Below are 17,949 nucleotides of genomic sequence, written 5' to 3'. Positions count from 1 at the left end.
TTTCTCAAAATTATTTGGAGACAAGACAACATGGCTTTCAATTTCATCCGGGTGGCCGCAGCAGGTGCTGCCATCGCGCTGTGCGCAACCGGCAGTGCGTTCGCTGCCGTCAATCTCCCCGCACTCAAGATCGACAAGACGCAGACCACGGTGTCGGGTCTGTCGGCCGGCGGCTTCATGGCCGTGCAGCTGCACGTGGCCTACTCGGCCACCTTCGCCAAGGGCGCGGGCGTGGTCGCGGGCGGGCCGTTCTACTGTGCCGAGGGCTCCATCGTCAACGCCACCGGCCGCTGCATGGCCAGCCCCGCCGGCATCCCCACCAGCACGCTGGTCAACACCACCAACACCTGGGCCAGCCAGGGCCTGATCGACCCGGTGGCCAATATGCAGGCCTCCAAGGTCTACCTGTTCTCGGGCACGCTGGACAGCGTGGTCAAGACCGGCTCCATGGACGCGCTGCGCACCTACTACAACAGCTTCGTGCCGGCCGCCAACGTGGTCTACAAGAAGGACATCGCGGCCGAGCACGCCATGGTCACCGACGACTATGGCAACGGCTGCTCCACCAAGGGCGCGCCTTACATCAGCGACTGCAACTTCGACCTGGCCGGCGCCATGTTGCAGCACCTGTACGGCACGCTGAACGCGCGCAACAACGCCACGCTGCCCGCAGGCAACTACGTCGAGTTCAACCAGAACCAGTTCATCACCAACCACGGCATGGCCACCACCGGCTGGGCCTACATCCCGCAGGCCTGCCAGGCCGGCGGCACCGAGACCTGTCGCCTGCATGTGGTGCTGCACGGCTGCAAGCAGAACGTGAGCGACGTGCAGCAGCAGTACGTGCGCAACACCGGCTACAACCGCTGGGCCGACACCAACAACATCGTCATGCTTTACCCGCAGACCAGCCTGGCGGCCACCAACAGCTGCTTTGACTGGTGGGGCTATGACAGCGCCAACTATGCCAAGAAGTCCGGCCCGCAGATGGCCGCCATCAAGGCCATGGTGGACCAGGTCTCGGCCGGCGGCACCACGCCGCCCACCAACCCCGCGCTGCCGGCCCCCACGGGCGTGAACACCTCGGGCGCCACGGCCAGCTCCATGCAGGTGGGCTGGGCCGCCGTCTCGGGCGCGGCCAGCTACAACGTTTACCGCAACGCCAACAAGGTCAACGCGCTGCCCGTGAACGCCACCAGCTACAGCGACACCGGCCTGGCTGCTTCCACCACCTACAGCTGGACGGTGCGCGCCGCCGACGCCAACGGTGCCGAGGGCGCCACGTCCAGCGCCGCCAGCGGCACTACGCTGGCAGCGCCCGGCGGCGGGGCCACCTGCACCACGGCCAGCAACTACGCCCACACCATGGCGGGCCGCGCCTACGTGGCCGGCGGCTACACCTTTGCGCTGGGATCCAACCAGAGCATGGGGCTGTGGAACATCTTCGTGACCAAGACGCTCAAGCAGACGGCCACCAACTACTACGTCATCGGCACCTGCCCCTGACAATGCGCCGAACCCCGTGCGCCCTGGCACCGCGAAGGGCAGGGCGCCCGGCACACCTGAAAGACGACGACCTGTGAAAGCGACGCACTACCCATGAGCACCTTGTCCACCAAGGACTTGACCATCCGCTTCGGCGGCCACGTGGCGGTCAACGCCGTGACCTGCTCCTTCGAGCCTGGCACGCTGACCGCCATCGTGGGCCCCAACGGTGCGGGCAAGACCACGTACTTCAACCTCATCTCGGGGCAGTTGCGCGCCAGCGCGGGCAGCGTCACCCTGGGCGGGCAAGACCTCACGGGCCAGTCGGTCTCGGCGCGCACGCATGCGGGCCTGGGCCGTGCCTTCCAGCTCACCAACCTGTTTCCCAACCTCAGCGTGCTGGAGAACGTGCGCCTGGCCGTGCAGGCCACGCAGGAGGGCAAGCACCGCCGGGGGCTGAACCTGTGGAGCATCTGGAGCGACCACTGCGACCTGACGGACCGCGCCCGCGCCATCCTGCAGGCCGTGGCAATGCTGGACCGGCAGGACACGCCCGTCGCCAGCCTGCCGCACGGCGACCAGCGCAAGCTCGAAGTGGCACTGCTGATGGCGCTGGAGCCGCAGGTCTACATGTTCGATGAACCCACGGCTGGCATGAGCCATGACGAGGCCCCCGTGATTCTGAACCTGATCCGCGAGCTCAAGAAGGACAAGACCAAGATCATCCTCTTGGTGGAGCACAAGATGGACGTGGTGCGCGAGCTGGCCGACCGCATCATCGTGCTGACCAACGGCACCCTGGTGGCCGACGGCGCACCGGCCGAGGTGATCGCCTCGCCCGTGGTACAGGAAGCCTACCTGGGTGTGACCAAGGAGGCGGCAGCATGACCACCACTACCAACAATCTGCTCGAACTCAAGGGCGTGCACACCCACATCGGGGCGTACCACATCCTGCACGGTGTGGATCTGGCCGTGCCCAAGGGCCAGCTCACCATGCTGCTGGGCCGCAACGGCGCGGGCAAGACCACCACGCTGCGCACCATCATGGGCCTGTGGCATGCGTCGCAGGGCACGATCCACTTCGGTGGCAAGGACATCACGGCGCTCAACACCCCGCAGATCGCGGGCATGAACATCGCCTACGTGCCCGAGAACATGGGCATCTTCGCCGACCTCACGGTCAAGGAGAACATGCTGCTGGCCGCGCGCAATGCCAAGAATGCCGCGCAGATGGACAGCGCGCGGCTCGAATGGATCTTCAAGCTCTTTCCCGCCGTGGAGAAGTTCTGGAACCACCCCGCAGGCAAGCTCTCGGGCGGGCAAAAGCAGATGGTGGCCGTGAGCCGCGCCATCGTCGAGCCGCGCGACCTGCTCATCGTGGACGAACCCAGCAAGGGCCTGGCGCCGGCCATCATCAACAACATGATCGAGGCCTTCGACCAGCTCAAGAAGAGCGGCGTGACCATCCTGCTGGTCGAGCAGAACATCAATTTCGCCAAGCGGCTCGGTGACACCGTGGCCGTGATGGACAACGGCCAGGTGGTGCATGCGGGCAGCATGGCCGCACTGGCTGCGGACGAGGCATTGCAGCGATCGCTGCTGGGGTTGGCACTATGAGCACCGCGACGACGACAACGACATCCACCACCGGCGCCACCAAGGCCATGCTGCGCGACTTCGACTGGAAGCCGCTGGCCCTGGTGCCGGCCCTGGCGCTGCTGGTGCTGCCCTTCATCGGCTCGCCCAGCACCTGGCTCACGCTCACCGTGGCGGGCCTGGCCATGGGCATGATCATCTTCATCATCGCCTCGGGCCTGACGCTGGTGTTCGGCCTGATGGACGTGCTCAACTTCGGCCACGGCGTGTTCATCGCGCTTGGTGCCTTCGTGGCCACCAGCGTGCTGGGTGCCATGGGCGACTGGACGGGATCCGATCAGCTGTGGCGCAACATGGTGGCGGTGTTGCCGGCCATGCTGGTGGCCATGGCCGTGGCGGGGGCCGTAGGCCTGGCGTTCGAGCGTTTCATCGTGCGGCCGGTGTACGGCCAGCACTTGAAGCAGATCCTCATCACCATGGGCGGCATGATCATCGGCGAAGAGCTGATCAAGGTCATCTGGGGCCCGCAGCAAATCCCGCTGCCGCTGCCCCAGGGCATGCGCGGCGCGCTGCTCATCGGCGATGCGGCCATCGAGAAATACCGCCTGGTGGCGGTGGCCGTGGGCCTCTTGGTCTTTGCCGTGCTGGCCTGGACGCTGTCGCGCACCAAGGTCGGCCTCTTGATCCGTGCCGGCGTGCAGGACCGCGAGATGGTCGAGTCGCTGGGTTACCGCATCCGGCGCCTGTTCATCGGCGTGTTCGTGGTGGGCTCGGCGCTGGCGGGCCTGGGCGGCGTGATGTGGGGGCTGTACCAGCAGAACGTGGTGCCGCAGATGGGCGCGCAGGTCAACGTGCTGATCTTCATCGTGATCATCATCGGCGGCCTCGGGTCCACGGGCGGTGCGCTCATCGGCGCGCTGCTGGTGGGGCTCATGGCCAACTACACCGGCTTTCTGGTGCCCAAGGTGGCGCTGTTCTCCAACATCGCGTTGATGGTGGCCATCCTGCTGTGGCGTCCTCAGGGCGTCTACCCCGTGGCCAACCGCTGAACAGGAGCCGACCAATATGCTGAATCGACTTCTCTCCGGCGACTACCCGCGCAGCAAGGTGCTGGCGGTGATCCTCGTGGCCATCTTCCTGGGCCTGGCGTTCGCGCCCTTCCTGTTCCCTGGCGTCAAGGCCCTGTCCGTGGCGGCCAAGGTGCTGATCTTCGTGGTGCTGGTCGCCAGCTTCGATCTGCTGCTGGGCTACACCGGCATCGTGAGCTTTGCGCACACCATGTTCTTCGGCATCGGGGCCTATGGCATCGCGGTGGCCACCACGCGCATGGGGCCCACCTGGTCGGCCCTGGCCGTGGGCCTGGGCGGCGCCCTGGTGCTTTCGCTGCTGTTGTCGCTGGCGGTGGGGCTGTTCTCGCTGCGCGTGCGCGCCATCTTCTTCGCCATGATCACGCTGGCCGTGGCGGCAGCGTTCCAGACGCTGGCCTCGCAGCTGTCGGACATCACGGGCGGCGAGGATGGGCTGACCTTCAAGGTGCCCGAGATCCTGTCGCCGAGCTTCGAGCCCTTCGACGAGCCCTTCCTGGGCGTCACGCTCGACGGGCGGCTGCTGTGCTACTACCTGCTGTTCGTGGTGGCCGTGGCACTGGTGCTGGCGCTGTTGCGCATCGTGAACTCGCCGTTTGGCCGGGTGCTGCAGGCGATTCGCGAAAACGAGTTCCGTGCCGAGGCCATCGGCTACCGCGTGGTGGTGTACCGCACCACGTCGAGCGTGCTGTCGGCTCTGTTCGCGTGCTGCGCGGGCGCCATGCTCGCGCTCTGGCTGCGCTACAACGGGCCCGATACCTCGCTGTCCTTCGAAATCATGATGGACTGCCTGCTCATCGTGGTTATCGGCGGCATGGGCACCATCTACGGCTCGGCCATCGGCGCCGTGCTCTTCCTCATTGCGCAAAGCTACCTGCAGGACCTGCTGCGCCTCGCAAGCGAGGCGGCCTCGGGCCTGCCATGGCTGTCGGCGCTGCTCTCGCCCGACCGCTGGCTGCTGTGGCTGGGCGTGCTCTTCGTCTTGTCGGTGTATTACTTCCCCACCGGGGTGGTGGGGCGCCTGCGCGCGGCAGCAGCGCGCAAGGTGGCGTGAGGGCCAGGCCCCCAACCTGGCCGGGGTGAAGCTGCGTTCCAGAAGTTCAGAAAAACACAACTCGGAGACAAACGCAATGAAATGCCTGAAGAAAAAGACGACGCAACGAACCGCGATGCTGGCCGTGTCCGCCGCAGTGCTCGCAGCCTGCGGTGGCGGTGGGGGCAGTGACAGCACGGGCGGGGTGAACACGCGGCCCGCCTACCTGGGCAGCATCACGGAGACCCGCTACGACGGCAGCAGCAACGACCTGCTGACCGCCGGCCTGGGTGCGAGTGGCCTGGCTTCGGCCACGCCACCTGCCTACGCCGATGCACTCAAGCCCACCGGGGCCGAACTGCGCCGCGCCGCCATCTACAACAACTACCGCGCCATGCTGGACATGACCGCCGCCGGCGGCTACGGCACGCTGTATGGCCCCAACGTCGATGCCCAGGGCCGCGTCACCACGGGCGATGGCAAGGTGCCCGGCACCGAGTACATCGCCTATGCCGACGACGGCAGCGGCCGCCAGAACGTGACCCTGATGGTGCAGGTGCCCGACAGCTTCAACCCCGCACGGGCGTGCATGATCACGGCCACCGCATCGGGCTCGCGCGGCGTGTACGGCGGCATCTCCACCGGCGAATGGGGCCTCAAGCGCGGCTGCGCCGTGGCCTATTCCGACAAGGGCACGGGCGCCGCCCCGCACGACCTGCAGAACGACACCGTGCCGCTGATCGACGGCACGCGCACCACGGCCGCTGCGGCCGGCAAGAGCGCCGCCTTCAACGCCAACCTCACGCCCGCGCAGCTCGCCGCCTTCAACGCCGCCACGCCCAACCGCTTTGCCTTCAAGCACGCGCACTCGGGCCAGAACGCCGAGAAGGACTGGGGCACGACCACGCTGCAGGCGGTGGAGTTCGGCTACTACGTGCTCAACGAGCGCCATGGCTCGCTCACCGTGTCGGGCCAGCGCATCAAGTCGCTCACACCGGGCAACACCATCGTCATCGCGTCCAGCATTTCCAACGGCGGCGGCGCGGCGATTGCAGCGGCCGAGCTCGATACCCAGGGCCTGATCAGCGGCGTGGCCGTGTCCGAGCCCGCGGTGGAACTGCCCGCCAACCCCGGCATCACCGTGCAGCGCGGCGGCACGGCCATCGCCGTCACGGGCCGCCCGCTGATCGACTACACCACCCAGGCCAACCTGTACCAGGCCTGCGCCTCGCTGGCGCCCTCGGTCAGCACCAGCCCGTATGCCGCCGCCTTCGCCGCAGGCTTTGCCGGTGCGGCCCTGCCCATCGCACCGGGTCGCTGCGCGGCCCTGCGTGCGCGGGGCCTGCTCACGGCCGACACTACGGCGGCCCAGGCCGAAGAATCGCTGCAAAAGCTGCGCGCCTACGGCTGGGAGCCCGAGTCCAACGACCTGCATGCCTCGCTCGCGGCCTTCGAGGTGGCGCCTGCGGTCGCGGTGACTTTTGCCAACTCGCTCTCGCGCGCCAGCGTGCAGGACCACCTGTGCGGCTTCAGCTATGCAGGGGCCACGACCGCCGGTGCGGTCACCCCGCTGGCGGCCCCCGCCGCGCTGGCCGGCATGTTCGCCACCGGCAACGGCGTGCCGCCAGCGGGCGGCGTGCAGCTCATCAACAACCGCGCCAGGCAGGGCCCGGCGCGCGACTTCCTGTCCGTGGCCGATTCCGGTGCGTTCGACTGGAACACCGAGGGTGCCGTGTGCCTGCGCAACCTGGTCACCGGCACCGATGCCGCGGCCCGCAAGCTGCAGGCCGGTGTCGATGAAACGCGCCGCAATGGCAACCTGCGCGGCAAGCCTGCCATCATCGTGCATGGCCGCGCCGATGCGCTGCTGCCCGTGAGCCACACCTCGCGCCCCTACACCGCGCTGAACAAGCGCGTGGAGGGTGCGGCCAGCAAGCTGAGCTATGTGGAGGTGGCCAACGCCCAGCACTTCGACAGCTTCATCGGCTTGCCCACGGTGCTGCCCGGCTACGACACCCGCTACGTGCCGCTGCACGTGTACCTGAACCGCGCGCTCGACGCCGTGTACGAGCACCTGGCCACCGGCAAGGCGTTGCCCGCCAGCCAGGTGGTGCGCACCGTGCCGCGTGGCGGCACACCAGGCAGCGCCCCGGCCATCACCGCCGCCAACGTGCCGCCGCTGGTCGACGTGCCCAGCGCGGGCAACGCCATCGCCGTGACGGCAGCCGGAGCCATTGCGATCCCCGAATAACGACCCTACAACAACAAAGCTGCCGGGCGCGTTGCCGCACCCGGTGGCACAAAGGACGGACATGAACACATGGAACACATGGGGCCGCTGCATGCGCGCGGCCCTGGGGATACTCGGACTGACGGGGCTGCTGGCGCTGATGGCAGTGCCCGTGCGCGCCGCCGAGCTGGTGGTGGGCCAGGTGGCGCCGCTGTCGGGCGTGCTGGCCAGCACGGGCACGCAGATGGTGCTGGGCGGCAAGATCTACTTCGACGCCATCAACGCCCAGGGCGGCGTGCATGGCGCCACCATCCGCCAGTGGGTGGTGGACGATGGCTACAAGGTGCCCGACACCGTGCGCCTGACGCGCGAGATGCTGGCCAAACCCGAGGTGGTGGCGCTCTACGGCTTTGCCGGCACGGCCAACGTCACGCAGTTGCTGACGGACGGCGTGCTGGAGCAGGGCGGTGCCGCGCTGGTGGCGCCCTACACGGGGGGCGAGTCGCTGCGCAGCCCGTTCAACCCCTGGATCTTTCACGTGCGCGCGGGCTATGGCGACGAGGCCGAGCACATGGTGCAGCAGTTGACCACGCTGGGCATGAACCGCGTGGCCGTGATGTACCAGGACGATGGCTTCGGCAAGGCCGGCCTGGCGGGCGTGGAGGCGGCGCTGGCGCGGCGCAACCTGAAACTCGTCGTCTCGGCCGGCTACGAGCGCAACACCGACAAGGTGGACGATGCCGTCAAGGCCATCAAGGCTGCCGACGTGCATGCCGTGATCATGATCGCCATCAACAAGCCTGCGGCGGCCTTCATCCAGCGCTACCGCGAGCAGGGCGGCGGCGCGCAGCTGTACAACATCTCGGTGGTGGACCCGACCGAACTCGTGAAGCTCGCCGGCCTGAAGAATGCGCATGGCCTGGGCATCAGCCAGGTGGTGCCCTACCCCTTCCGCCCGCAACTGCCCGTGGTGCGCGAGTACCAGACCCTGCTCAAGAAGTATGCGCCCGAGGCCGAGGTCAACTACACCAGCTTCGAGCAGTTCCTGGGTGCCAAGGTGCTGGTCGAGGCGCTGCGCCGCGCCGGCCCCGCGCCCACGCGCGCCAAGGTGGTCAAAGCGCTCGAATCACTGCAGAACTACGACCTGGGCGGCATCAGCCTGGGCTATTCGCCCACCAACCGCATCGGCTCGCGGTATGTCGAAGTGACCGTCATAGGCGCCAACGGCCGACTTATGAAATAGGGGCAGTCTTCGACTGCGCCGTCCCATCCACTGACTCACAAGGTTGTCCACCATGACCCCGTTATCGCGCTATGCCACCTGCGCCGGCTATGAAATCCACTACACCGAATGGGGCGCGCCCGATGCCCCGGTGGTGGTGGCCTGGCACGGCCTGGCCCGCACCGGCCGCGACATGGACGACCTGGCCGCCCACCTGGCGCCCCGCTACCGCGTGATCTGCCCCGACACCATCGGCCGCGGCCTGAGCCAGTGGGCGCGTGAGCCGGCCCAGGACTACCAGTTGCGCTCCTACGCCCGCATCGCGGCGGGGCTGTTCGACGCACTGGGGATCGAGCAGGCCCACTGGGTGGGCACCTCCATGGGCGGAGCCATCGGCACCGTGTGCGCCTCGGGCCTGTTTGAGCCGGGGCTCAAGGGCCGCATCCGCAGCCTGCTGCTCAACGACAACGCACCGCGCCTGGCCGACGATGCGCTCGGGCGCATCAAGGCCTATGCGGGCCAGCCGCCTGCGTTCGATACCGTGGCGGAACTGGAGGCCTTCTTCCGCCAAGTCTACCAGCCCTATGGCTGGCTCAGCGATGCGCAGTGGCGCCGCCTGACCGAGACCAGCACCCGCCGCCTGCCCGACGGCCGCGTGACCCCGCATTACGACCCGGCCATGGTGCAGCAGTTCACGCACCATGCCAACGACTACCTGATCTGGGACCACTACGACGCGCTCGACATCCCCGTGCTGTGCCTGCGCGGCGAAGACTCCGACCTGGTGCTGCGTGAGACCACCATCGAGATGCTCATGCGCGGCCCTGGCGCCCGCGGCCAGGCCCGCGTGATCGAGGTGCCCGGTTGCGGCCATGCCCCGGCCCTCAACGTGCCCGAGCACTATGCGCTGGTGGACCGTTTCTTCGTGCACGGCGTGCAGGACCCTGGGTCTGCGGAGCCTGCGCTGGTGCGCACGGCGGGTGGGCCTGCGGCCAGCGCGCTGCCGCGTTCGCAGTACCGGGCACCTACCCGGCTGCAATGGCCTTGAGAACGATGGCTTGGCCCTGGTGCATGATGGGGGTATGGGCCTCCCTTTGACATGCTGACAGACCACCTTCGTTCTTTCCCGCAGGGCTTTCGCGCCCTCGTCCTTGGTGCCTCGGGCGGCATCGGCAGTGCCTTCGTGCAGCACCTGCAGGCCGACCCGCGCTGTGCGCTGGTGGTCGGACTGGGAAGAAGCACGTTGCCACCCATCGATTTCGCGCACGAAGCCACAGTGTCCGAGGCGGCGGCAGCGCTGGCACCGCAGGGCCCGTTTCACCTCGTCATCGTCGCCACCGGCATGCTGCACGGCCCCGAAGGCATGCCAGAAAAGCGCCTGGGTCAGCTCAACTATGCGCAGATGCAGGCCTGCCTGCGCACCAATGCCATGGGCCCGGCGCTGGTCATGGCGCATTTTGCGCCGCTGCTGGCCAAGGACCGCAGCGTGCTGGCGGTGTTGTCGGCCAAGGTGGGCAGCATTGGCGACAACCGGCTGGGCGGCTGGTACAGCTACCGGGCCTCGAAAGCGGCGCTGAACATGTTCCTCAAGACCGCGGCCATCGAGGTGCAGCGCGGCAACCCACAGGCCGTGCTGGTGGCGCTGCACCCCGGCACGGTGGACTCTGCCCTGTCGGCCCCGTTTCGCGGCGCCGAGATCGGCCGGCCGGCGGCGGACGCGGCGGCCGACATGCTGCGTGTGATCGATGGGCTCACGCCCGAATGCACGGGTGGTTTCTACGCATACGGCGGGCAGCCATTGCCCTGGTAAGCCTGCCCCGCGGTAGGTATTTGCGGTGTTCGCCTACACAGAGTTAGGCCCAGGCAGTACACCATGCGAAGGCTTTTTGTCCTCGCTGTTTCTCTGTTCTGCAAAGCCGATGCGTACCCAATCCGAAACCTTCAAATTCACCCGCGCTCGCAAGGTGGCCCACGGAAGATTCGCCCATGCCAACACGGATGCCATCGGGGTTCTGCAGTTCTGGACGGCGCTGGGCGCAGGACGGTCCGGAGAAATACTGTCGCAGCCGGATGACGAGTGGCTGGTGGCACGTGTCACCTACCCGCTGCTGCAGGGCATGCTGGCCACCAGCGAACTGCACCAGTGCTGTGTGGCACGCGGAATCATGCGCGAATCAGTAGAGGAATAGCCCTGGCATTGCAGCGCTGAAAAGGCTGCACTGCAGTGGCGCCAGCGCCTCAAGGTCTCGCCGCTGCCTCGCGAAAGGCACGCTCATCAGCCGCCAAAAACATTGATCGGCGTTGGCGCCAAATGCTCCCGGAGCTTCTGTTCTGCGGTGTAGAGCGCTTCGGGGTAGCTGGCCCAGTCACGGCGCACGGTGAGCACGGGCGAGCCGTCCTCTTCGAAGATGAAAACCCGCTCCGGCACATTCGATGGCGCAGCCAGCGCCAGCGGCCGCACCAGGTAGGTCGATCCGTCGATTTGGAGATTGGGTGGCCAGGGGAGACCGATCGCAGGCATGGTTGTGAGGGGTGTAACTGAATGAACGATGCCCCATACTACCCACGCAAACGCCCAATTCGGCAATTCCCGGAGCAACACGAGCGGATGTCCTACGTGGCCGGGGAGGGCTGATCAGCCGCCTGCGCAGCAAGGTGAGGCCGAGACCCAGCTGGCGCTGCCGGTGCAGACCTTTCGCAACCAGGGCTTTGCGTTCGCGCAGTGATCTATCAGCGCCGAAACCGCTCGCCGTTGAAGTAAGACAGCTCCACGAAGTCCGTGCCGTTGTGGTCCTGCGGTCCATAGCGCAACTCGAAGCCGCCCATGTCGTAGGGGCGCATGGTGTGCAGTGCCTCGATGAGCTTTTCGCGCGTTGCAGTGCGGCCCGTGCGGCGCAGGGCCTCGATCATCAGGCGCGCGCTCAGGTAGCCCTCCAGCGACGAATAGCCCGGCTCGGCACTGGCCGCGCTGGCCTTGAGCGCATCGCGGTAGGCCTTGACGATGGGCTTGGCCACGTTGTCGGGGTTGGGTGCCACCTGGGCCACGGTGATGCCGCGCGCCGACTCGCCCAGCGCCGCCAGCAGCGGCCGCGAACCCAGGAACGAGATCGAGAACGCAGGCGCCTTCACGCGCTGGCGCAGCGCCTTGTAGAACGGTATGCCCACGGCGCCCACCGCCAGCGAGATCAGGGCCGTGGGCTGCCAGGCGGTGATCTCGTCCACCGTGCGCGCCACGCCTTCCTCGGTCTCGGGCAAGAGGAAGGCCTTCCAGTCCTTGTTGTTGTGCGCCTTGGCCGCCGCATCGAAGGCCGCCAGCGTGGCCTTGCCGAACGGGTTGTCGATATAGGCCACCGCGCACTTGGTGAAGCCTGTGGAGCCCAGCTGCTGCACGATCTTGTGGAGCTCCTGCGAATAGCTGGCACGCGCATGGAACACCAGGGGGTTGAACGGCCGCAGCGCATCCGAGCCCGTAGCGGGGGCGATCACCGGCACCTTGGCCGCCATGGCCACGGGCAGCGCGCCCATCACGCTGGTGGTGCCGCCGCAGGACAGCAGGGCGAAGACCTTGTCCTCCTCCAGCAGCTTCTTTGCATTGGCACCCGCCCTGGCCGGGTCGCCGCCATCGTCGGTGCTGGTGAACTGCAGGCGCCGCCCGTCGATGCCACCGCGCTCGTTGACCTCCTGGAAGGCCGCGGCAATGCCCTTGTTCATCTCCACGAACGGGAAGGCCAGCGGGCCCGTGAGGGCGGCCGTCTGGCCGATGCGCCAGGGCTCGGTCTGCTGTGCCAGTGCCCAGCCGGGCAGGGCGACAGCGGTGGCCGCTGCTGACGACAGCACCCGGCGGCGCGTGAGGGCAGGCGCGATGGGCGTGGAGAAGGGGTGCATCGGCGTGTCTGCTGTTGTAGTGCTGTGCCCTTCCATCGCTGCACGCAGGGTGCGCGCAATGGACCGGCGGCACAGCCAGTATCGAGCGCGCATGCACCACAATGGGTCGGGGAAAACACTGCAGGAGGTGGCTGGAGCGTCACGTTGGTGACTCTGGTCTGACCTTTGTCACGCGGTGGACACGGATGCGCCAGGCAGGGCCCGGCTTCAATCGCGCCGTGGTCTGCGCCCGGCGCGCCCCGCCCGCGTATGCCCCGCGCTCTGGCACGCACGCCGGTAGGCGCGCAGGGTCTGCTCGGCACGGCTGAGCACGGTCTGGGTTACATCGTCGGCGGCATCGGCCGCCAGCAGCGCACCCGGCGCCATGCCGGAGGCCTCGCCCGTCAGCAGGGCGATGCCCTCGCTGACATGCTGCACGGTATGGACGTGGAACAGGCCGCGCTCCACCGCGTTGAGGATGGGGCGCGACAGCATCAGGTGGCGCTGGTTGCGCGCGGGGATGAGCACGCCCTGCGTGCCGTCGAGCCCGGCGGCAGCGCAGGCCTGGAACCAGCCTTCGATCTTTTCGTTGATGCCGCCCACGGGCAGCACCTCGCCGTGCTGGTTGAGTGCGCCGGTCACCGCAATGCCCTGGCGCAGCGGGAGGCCCGACAGGCTGGACAGCAGCGCGTACAGCTCGGCGCACGAGGCCGAGTCGCCCTCCACACCGCTGTACTCCTGCTCGAACACGATGGAGGCATTGAGCGCCAGCGGCGCCACATGGCTGAACAGGGCCGTGAGGTAGCCGTGCAGGATGAGCACGCCCTTGTCGTGGATGGGACCGGACATGTGGACCTCGCGGTCGATGTTGAGCAGCCCCTCCTGCCCGGCGAAGCTGCGCGCGGTGATGCGCACCGGAAAGCCGAAACGGTAGTCGCCGAGGTCGATCTGCGACAGGGCGTTGACCTGGCCCACCGCAGTGCCCTGCAGGCTGATGAGGCATTCGCCCTCGGCCAGGGTCTGGTGCAGCTCTTCCTCGGTCTGGTTGTGGCGCAGCCGCTGGGCGGCCAGGGCAGCCTGCACGTCGGCGGCCTTCACCAGGGCCGTGGCATCGGCAGGGCTGCGCATGCGGCACATGGCGGCGCTCTCGATCACCAGCGCCTCGGCTTGGGCGAAGCGGGCGCTCTGGCGGCCCTGGTCGTCGGCCTCGCGGTGGCTCTGCTCGATCAGCAGCGCCACGGCCTCGGGGCCGAAGTGCGGCAGGCCGCGCTGCACGCAGCAGTGCGCCACGAAGATGGCGGTAGCGCGGTGCGATGCCGAAGTGGCGATGAAGCGGTCGGCAAAGTCCACCTTCACACGAAAGCGCCGCGCGGCCTCGGGGTCGCTGTCCTGCAGGGCGTAGAACTCATCCACCGAGCCGATGAGGACGATTTTCACGTCCACATCCACCGGCTCGGGCTGCAGGCCGGCGGGCGTGCCGGCGCTGGCGCCGCCACCTGCGCTGCCAGCGGCACCCGCCTCGTCGCTGATCTGCAGCCGGCGGCTGCGCAGGAAGCGGCGCACGCGCGGCCACAGGCCCTCTTCGGCGGCCAGGTCGTGCAGGTGCAGCAGGATGAAGCCGCCGTGCGCGCGCAGCAGGCTGCCGGCATGGATGGCCGATACGTCGGCCTGCCCGGGGTCGGCGTCGTCGGCATTGGCGCCGTGGTCGATGCTGCCCATCAGGCTGCGCAGTTGCGGGTTGTCTTCGACGATCACGGGGGCGCCGGTGCGCCCGCCGTTGTCCACCGCCAGGTTCACGCGGCACTTTGCGAGCAGCGCGTCCAGGTCGTCGCGGCGGTCGGCTTCGGCATCGGCCTCGTTGTCGCCGTAGTAGGGTTCCAGCAGGTCGATGCTGCCGAGCAAGGCGCGCTCTACCTGGTCCAGCCACTGCGCAAGGCGCCCGGCGTGCGGCGCCTGCTGGCCGGCGATGCCGCGCGCGGCCTGCAGCGCCTGCTGCACCAGCGGCGTGATCACTGTGCTGCGCAGGGTGTCCAGGGCTGCGTCGCGTTCGCGCTCCAGCGGGCGCATGGCCTGGGCAAAGCGCTCGATCTCGCTGCGCAGGGCGTCCTCGTCGCGTTCGATGGCGGCGCGGCGCTCGGGCGGCTGCACGCGCGCCTCGGCGTCGGACAGGGGCTGGCCGCGCGGGCCCAGGGGGGTGACCAGCATCTGCCCGTTGTCGCGCACCAGGCGCAACTGGCGCGCGAGCGCAAATGCGTCGAGCGCGGCCAGCGCCTCGCGCTCCTGCACCTGCCAGCGCTGCTCGATGCGCGCCGCATCGGCCAGGAAGGCGGGGCCTGCCAGGTGCTGGGGCACCTCGGCCTCCAGCCGCGTGCCCATGTCGGCCAGGGCCTGGCGCAGCAGGCGGCCCTGGCCCGCAGGCAAGCGCAGTGCGCGTGGGCGCTCCGGTGCATCGAAGTCGTGCAGGTAGCACAGGTCGGGCGGCACGGGGCGCCGCGCGGCCTCGGCCAGCATGGCCTGGTGCAGCAGCGATGCGCGGCCGCTGCCCACGTCGCCCAGCACGAAGAGGTGGTAGTCGGGCTGCTGCATGGCCAGGCCGAAGCGGGCGGCGGCCTCGGCGCGCTCCTGGCCGATCCAGGGCAGGGGCAAGCCCGTGAGCTCGGCCGTGCTGGCAAAGCCGAGCGTGGCGGGGTCGACGGTCAGCCGCAGTTGGTGTGCAGACAGGGCGCGGGCGGATGCGGGCATGGAAGACAATTCGGGGGCAGGGGGATGCAAGGGAAATGGGAGGGGCCGGGGCGCACGCCCCGTGCCGGTCAGCGGCCCGGTGGGGTCGCGCCCTGGGGCGCGCCGCCCGCCAGTGCGCGCTCGCGCGCATCGGCCTGCGTGGCGGCATCCTCCACCTGGGTGGGCCAGCCCGCCAGGTGCTGCTGGGCCACGCGGCTCAGCGCGGTGATCCAGTGGCTGCTGTCGTTCAGGCAGGGGATGTAGTGGAACTCCTGCCCACCCGCATGCAAAAAGGCCTCGCGCACCTCCATGTTGATCTCTTCCAGCGTCTCCAGGCAGTCGCTGGTGAAGCCGGGGCAGACCACGTCCACCCGGCGCGTGCCGGCCTTGCCCAGGGCCTCGATGGTGGGCTGGGTGTAGGGCTGCAGCCACTTGGCCTTGCCAAAGCGCGACTGGAAGGTGAGCACGTAGCGCTCGCGGCGCAGGCCCAGGCGCTCGGCCAGCAGGCGACCGGTCTTCAGGCTCTCGCAGTGGTAGGGGTCACCCAGCATGAGCGTGCGCTCGGGTACGCCGTGGAAGCTCATCACCAGCTTGTCGGGCTGGCCATTCACCTTCCAGTGCGCCTCGATGCTGCGGGCCAGCGCATCGATGTAGCCGGGGTGGTCGTGATAGCGGTTCACGAAGCGCAGTTCGGGCACGTGGCGCGTGCGTGCTGCCCATTCATACACCGCGTCGAACACGCTGGCCGTGGTGGGGCCGGAGTACTGGGGGTACAGCGGCAGGATGAGGATGCGCGTGGCGCCCTCGGCCTTGAGCGCATCGAGCTGGCTGGCGATGGACGGGTTGCCGTAGCGCATGGCATGGCGCACCAGCACCTGGTGGCCGGCCTCGCCCAGCCAGCCGCGCAGCAGCGTGGCCTGTTTCGCTGTCCACACCGCCAGGGGCGAGCCCTCGGGCGTCCACACACTGGCGTACTTGGCCGCGGACTTGGCGGGGCGGGTGCGCAGGATGATGCCGTGCAGGATGGGCAGCCATGCCAGCTTAGGGATCTCCACTACGCGGTGGTCCGCAAGGAATTGCGCCAGGTAGCGGCGCACGGCCGGCGCCGTGGCCTCGTCGGGCGTGCCCAGGTTGCACAGCAGGATGGCTGTGCGTTCGGGCTGGCCGTGGGTGAAAGGGGGTTCGGGTTGAAAACGCATGCGGCATTGTGGCCCAGGCATTCACCAGCCATCTCCTGGAGGGAGAAAGCGGCTCCGGGAAACCCCTCATGCGCTAATGAAACCGGTTTCATAGACTCCTGCCATGCCACCTGACAGGCTTTTGCCGTGAACTACCAATTCCAGTTCGAATCCGTTTTTGCCGCCTGGCCCCTGCTGCTCAAGGGCACCTGGATCACCGTGCAGCTGTCGCTCACCGCGACGGTGCTGGGGCTGGTGGTGGCCATCGCCTGCGCCTGGGGCAAGACATCCGGGCCGGCCTGGCTGCGCTTCGTCGTCAATGCCTACATCGAGCTGATCCGCAACACGCCGTTCATCGTGCAGCTGTTCTTCTTTTTCTTTGCCCTGCCGTCCATCGGCCTGCGCTGGTCGCCCTATACGGCGGCATTGACCGCGATGGTGGTGAACCTGGGGGCCTACGCGGCAGAGATCGTGCGCGCCGGGATCGAGTCCATCCCCAAGGGGCAGATCGAGGCCGGGCGGGCGCTGAACCTCAAGCCCTGGGAGATCTTCCGCTTCGTGGTGCTCAAGCCGGCCCTCAAGGCCATCTACCCGGCGCTCACCAGCCAGTTCATCTTGCTGATGCTGAGCTCTGCCGTGGTCTCGGTTATCTCGGCCGACGACGTGACCTCGGTGGCAGCCAACCTGCAGTCGCAGACCTTTCGCAGTTTTGAGATCTACATCGTCGTGGCGGCCATCTATCTGCTGCTGGCCGTGTCGTTCTCCGGGCTGTTCAAGCTGATCTATCAGCGCACGCTCAACTACCCCGACCGTCGCTGAGGACCGGCCATGCGCACTTTTGGAGTTTCCGAGTTCTGGTTCATCGTGCAGGCCGCCCAGTGGACGCTGGCGCTGTCGGCCATGGCCTTCGTGGGCGGTTCGCTGCTGGGCCTGGTGGTGGCGCTGGCGCGCACGTCCGAAAACACTGCCGCGCGCTGGGCCGCCACCCTGTTCATCCAGGTGTTCCAGGGCACGCCGCTGCTGCTGCAGCTGTTCTTGATCTTTTTCGGAGCCCCGGTGCTGGGGCTGGACATCAACCCCTGGCTGGCCGCCGGCATTGCGCTGGTGCTCAACAGTGCCGCCTTTCTGGGCGAGATCTGGCGCGGCTGCATCGAGGCCATTCCGCGCGGGCAGTGGGAGGCAGCGCAGGCCCTGAACCTCAACTACCTCTCGCGCATGCGCTTTGTGGTGCTGCCCCAGGCCTTCAAGATCGCGCTGCCCCCCACCGTGGGCTATGTGGTGCAGATCATCAAGGGCACGTCGCTGGCCGCCATCATCGGCTTCACCGAGATCACGCGGGCGGGCCAGATCATCAACAACGCCACCTTTCAGCCGCTGCACGTGTTCACCACCGTGGCGGCGCTGTACTTCGTTATCTGCTGGCCGCTGTCGCTGCTGGCCGCCCGCATGGAGCGCAAGCGCGCCCGGGTGCTGGCGCGATGAATTCCTCTTTTCCCAAGCGTGCATTCCATACCAACCACACAGGAGACATGA

16 protein-coding genes are annotated in these 17,949 nt (G+C 68.0%); 12 read left to right on the top strand and 4 right to left on the bottom strand.

All coding sequences use genetic code 11. The features are described 5' to 3' along the window. Window positions 1-30 precede the first annotated feature (30 nt). From QYL93_RS21495 to QYL93_RS21450, 10 genes are all read left to right on the top strand, one after another. The gene (locus tag QYL93_RS21495) at window positions 31-1,506 is read left to right on the top strand and encodes a PHB depolymerase family esterase (protein WP_305745561.1); all 1,476 of its coding nucleotides are present in this window, start codon (window positions 31-33) and stop codon (window positions 1,504-1,506) included. 93 nt (window positions 1,507-1,599) lie between these two features. Then, on the top strand, window positions 1,600-2,373 hold the full coding sequence (locus tag QYL93_RS21490; protein ID WP_305745560.1) for an ABC transporter ATP-binding protein: 774 nt from the start codon (window positions 1,600-1,602) through the stop codon (window positions 2,371-2,373). Continuing rightward, entirely contained in the window at window positions 2,370-3,104 is a 735-nt protein-coding gene (locus QYL93_RS21485) for an ABC transporter ATP-binding protein (protein ID WP_305745559.1), read from the top strand. Before QYL93_RS21490 ends, QYL93_RS21485 begins: the two co-directional genes overlap by 4 nt. After that, on the top strand, window positions 3,101-4,132 hold the full coding sequence (locus QYL93_RS21480) for a branched-chain amino acid ABC transporter permease (RefSeq protein ID WP_370877016.1): 1,032 nt from the start codon (window positions 3,101-3,103) through the stop codon (window positions 4,130-4,132). Before QYL93_RS21485 ends, QYL93_RS21480 begins: the two co-directional genes overlap by 4 nt. A 16-nt stretch (window positions 4,133-4,148) precedes the next feature. Beyond that, the gene (locus tag QYL93_RS21475) at window positions 4,149-5,222 is read left to right on the top strand and encodes a branched-chain amino acid ABC transporter permease (RefSeq protein WP_305745558.1); all 1,074 of its coding nucleotides are present in this window, start codon (window positions 4,149-4,151) and stop codon (window positions 5,220-5,222) included. A 76-nt stretch (window positions 5,223-5,298) separates the two neighbouring features. Then, the gene (locus QYL93_RS21470; RefSeq protein WP_305745557.1) at window positions 5,299-7,452 is read left to right on the top strand and encodes a D-(-)-3-hydroxybutyrate oligomer hydrolase; all 2,154 of its coding nucleotides are present in this window, start codon (window positions 5,299-5,301) and stop codon (window positions 7,450-7,452) included. A gap of 61 nt (window positions 7,453-7,513) precedes the next feature. Beyond that, window positions 7,514-8,674, top strand: coding sequence for an ABC transporter substrate-binding protein (locus QYL93_RS21465; RefSeq protein WP_305745556.1), 1,161 nt, complete (start codon window positions 7,514-7,516; stop codon window positions 8,672-8,674). A 52-nt stretch (window positions 8,675-8,726) separates the two neighbouring features. Continuing rightward, window positions 8,727-9,701, top strand: a complete 975-nt coding sequence (locus tag QYL93_RS21460) for an alpha/beta fold hydrolase (RefSeq protein WP_305745555.1) — start codon at window positions 8,727-8,729, stop codon at window positions 9,699-9,701. Window positions 9,702-9,752: 51 nt separating this feature from the next. After that, window positions 9,753-10,463 carry an SDR family NAD(P)-dependent oxidoreductase gene (locus QYL93_RS21455; RefSeq protein ID WP_305745554.1) on the top strand — a complete coding sequence of 237 codons (711 nt, stop codon included), beginning with the start codon at window positions 9,753-9,755 and terminating at the stop codon, window positions 10,461-10,463. A 109-nt stretch (window positions 10,464-10,572) separates the two neighbouring features. Beyond that, window positions 10,573-10,842 (top strand): hypothetical protein, encoded by a 270-nt coding sequence (locus QYL93_RS21450; RefSeq protein ID WP_305745553.1) that lies wholly within the window; start codon window positions 10,573-10,575, stop codon window positions 10,840-10,842. A gap of 86 nt (window positions 10,843-10,928) precedes the next feature. On the opposite strand, the gene QYL93_RS21445 is transcribed toward QYL93_RS21450, so the two are convergent. The 4 genes from QYL93_RS21445 to hemH form a co-directional block, all read right to left on the bottom strand. Continuing rightward, window positions 10,929-11,174, bottom strand: a complete 246-nt coding sequence (locus tag QYL93_RS21445) for a hypothetical protein (RefSeq protein ID WP_305745552.1) — start codon at window positions 11,172-11,174, stop codon at window positions 10,929-10,931. A gap of 209 nt (window positions 11,175-11,383) precedes the next feature. Then, window positions 11,384-12,538, bottom strand: a complete 1,155-nt coding sequence (locus QYL93_RS21440; protein WP_305745551.1) for an ABC transporter substrate-binding protein — start codon at window positions 12,536-12,538, stop codon at window positions 11,384-11,386. A gap of 207 nt (window positions 12,539-12,745) precedes the next feature. Next, complete coding sequence (locus tag QYL93_RS21435) at window positions 12,746-15,259, bottom strand: ATP-binding protein (RefSeq protein WP_305745550.1); 2,514 nt, start codon at window positions 15,257-15,259, stop codon at window positions 12,746-12,748. Window positions 15,260-15,327: 68 nt separating this feature from the next. Continuing rightward, the gene (gene hemH / locus QYL93_RS21430) at window positions 15,328-16,437 is read right to left on the bottom strand and encodes a ferrochelatase (RefSeq protein WP_305745549.1); all 1,110 of its coding nucleotides are present in this window, start codon (window positions 16,435-16,437) and stop codon (window positions 15,328-15,330) included. 126 nt (window positions 16,438-16,563) lie between these two features. On the opposite strand from hemH, the gene QYL93_RS21425 reads away from it, so the two are divergent. After that, entirely contained in the window at window positions 16,564-17,235 is a 672-nt protein-coding gene (locus QYL93_RS21425; protein WP_305745548.1) for an amino acid ABC transporter permease, read from the top strand. A gap of 9 nt (window positions 17,236-17,244) precedes the next feature. Further along, entirely contained in the window at window positions 17,245-17,898 is a 654-nt protein-coding gene (locus QYL93_RS21420) for an amino acid ABC transporter permease (protein ID WP_057200999.1), read from the top strand. The last annotated feature ends 51 nt before the right edge of the window (window positions 17,899-17,949 follow it).

The sequence above is a fragment of the Acidovorax sp. A1169 genome, from assembly GCF_030704685.1.
In the GTDB taxonomy this organism is placed as follows: domain Bacteria; phylum Pseudomonadota; class Gammaproteobacteria; order Burkholderiales; family Burkholderiaceae_C; genus Acidovorax.
The sequence above is the reverse complement of the archived record's forward strand: the minus strand, read 5'-3'. Positions and strand labels throughout refer to the sequence as shown.

Excerpts from the sequence above, each read along its gene's own strand:
- QYL93_RS21440 (WP_305745551.1), bottom strand. The coding sequence starts at position 12,538 with ATGCACCCCTTCTCCACGCCCATCGCGCCTGCCCTCACGCGCCGCCGG.
- QYL93_RS21495 (WP_305745561.1), top strand. The coding sequence starts at position 31 with ATGGCTTTCAATTTCATCCGGGTGGCCGCAGCAGGTGCTGCCATCGCG.
- QYL93_RS21485 (WP_305745559.1), top strand. The coding sequence starts at position 2,370 with ATGACCACCACTACCAACAATCTGCTCGAACTCAAGGGCGTGCACACC.
- QYL93_RS21435 (WP_305745550.1), bottom strand. The coding sequence starts at position 15,259 with ATGCCCGCATCCGCCCGCGCCCTGTCTGCACACCAACTGCGGCTGACC.
- QYL93_RS21445 (WP_305745552.1), bottom strand. The coding sequence starts at position 11,174 with ATGCCTGCGATCGGTCTCCCCTGGCCACCCAATCTCCAAATCGACGGA.
- QYL93_RS21480 (WP_370877016.1), top strand. The coding sequence starts at position 3,101 with ATGAGCACCGCGACGACGACAACGACATCCACCACCGGCGCCACCAAG.
- QYL93_RS21470 (WP_305745557.1), top strand. The coding sequence starts at position 5,299 with ATGAAATGCCTGAAGAAAAAGACGACGCAACGAACCGCGATGCTGGCC.
- QYL93_RS21490 (WP_305745560.1), top strand. The coding sequence starts at position 1,600 with ATGAGCACCTTGTCCACCAAGGACTTGACCATCCGCTTCGGCGGCCAC.
- QYL93_RS21450 (WP_305745553.1), top strand. The coding sequence starts at position 10,573 with ATGCGTACCCAATCCGAAACCTTCAAATTCACCCGCGCTCGCAAGGTG.
- QYL93_RS21475 (WP_305745558.1), top strand. The coding sequence starts at position 4,149 with ATGCTGAATCGACTTCTCTCCGGCGACTACCCGCGCAGCAAGGTGCTG.
- QYL93_RS21455 (WP_305745554.1), top strand. The coding sequence starts at position 9,753 with ATGCTGACAGACCACCTTCGTTCTTTCCCGCAGGGCTTTCGCGCCCTC.
- hemH (WP_305745549.1), bottom strand. The coding sequence starts at position 16,437 with ATGCGTTTTCAACCCGAACCCCCTTTCACCCACGGCCAGCCCGAACGC.
- QYL93_RS21465 (WP_305745556.1), top strand. The coding sequence starts at position 7,514 with ATGAACACATGGAACACATGGGGCCGCTGCATGCGCGCGGCCCTGGGG.
- QYL93_RS21460 (WP_305745555.1), top strand. The coding sequence starts at position 8,727 with ATGACCCCGTTATCGCGCTATGCCACCTGCGCCGGCTATGAAATCCAC.
- QYL93_RS21420 (WP_057200999.1), top strand. The coding sequence starts at position 17,245 with ATGCGCACTTTTGGAGTTTCCGAGTTCTGGTTCATCGTGCAGGCCGCC.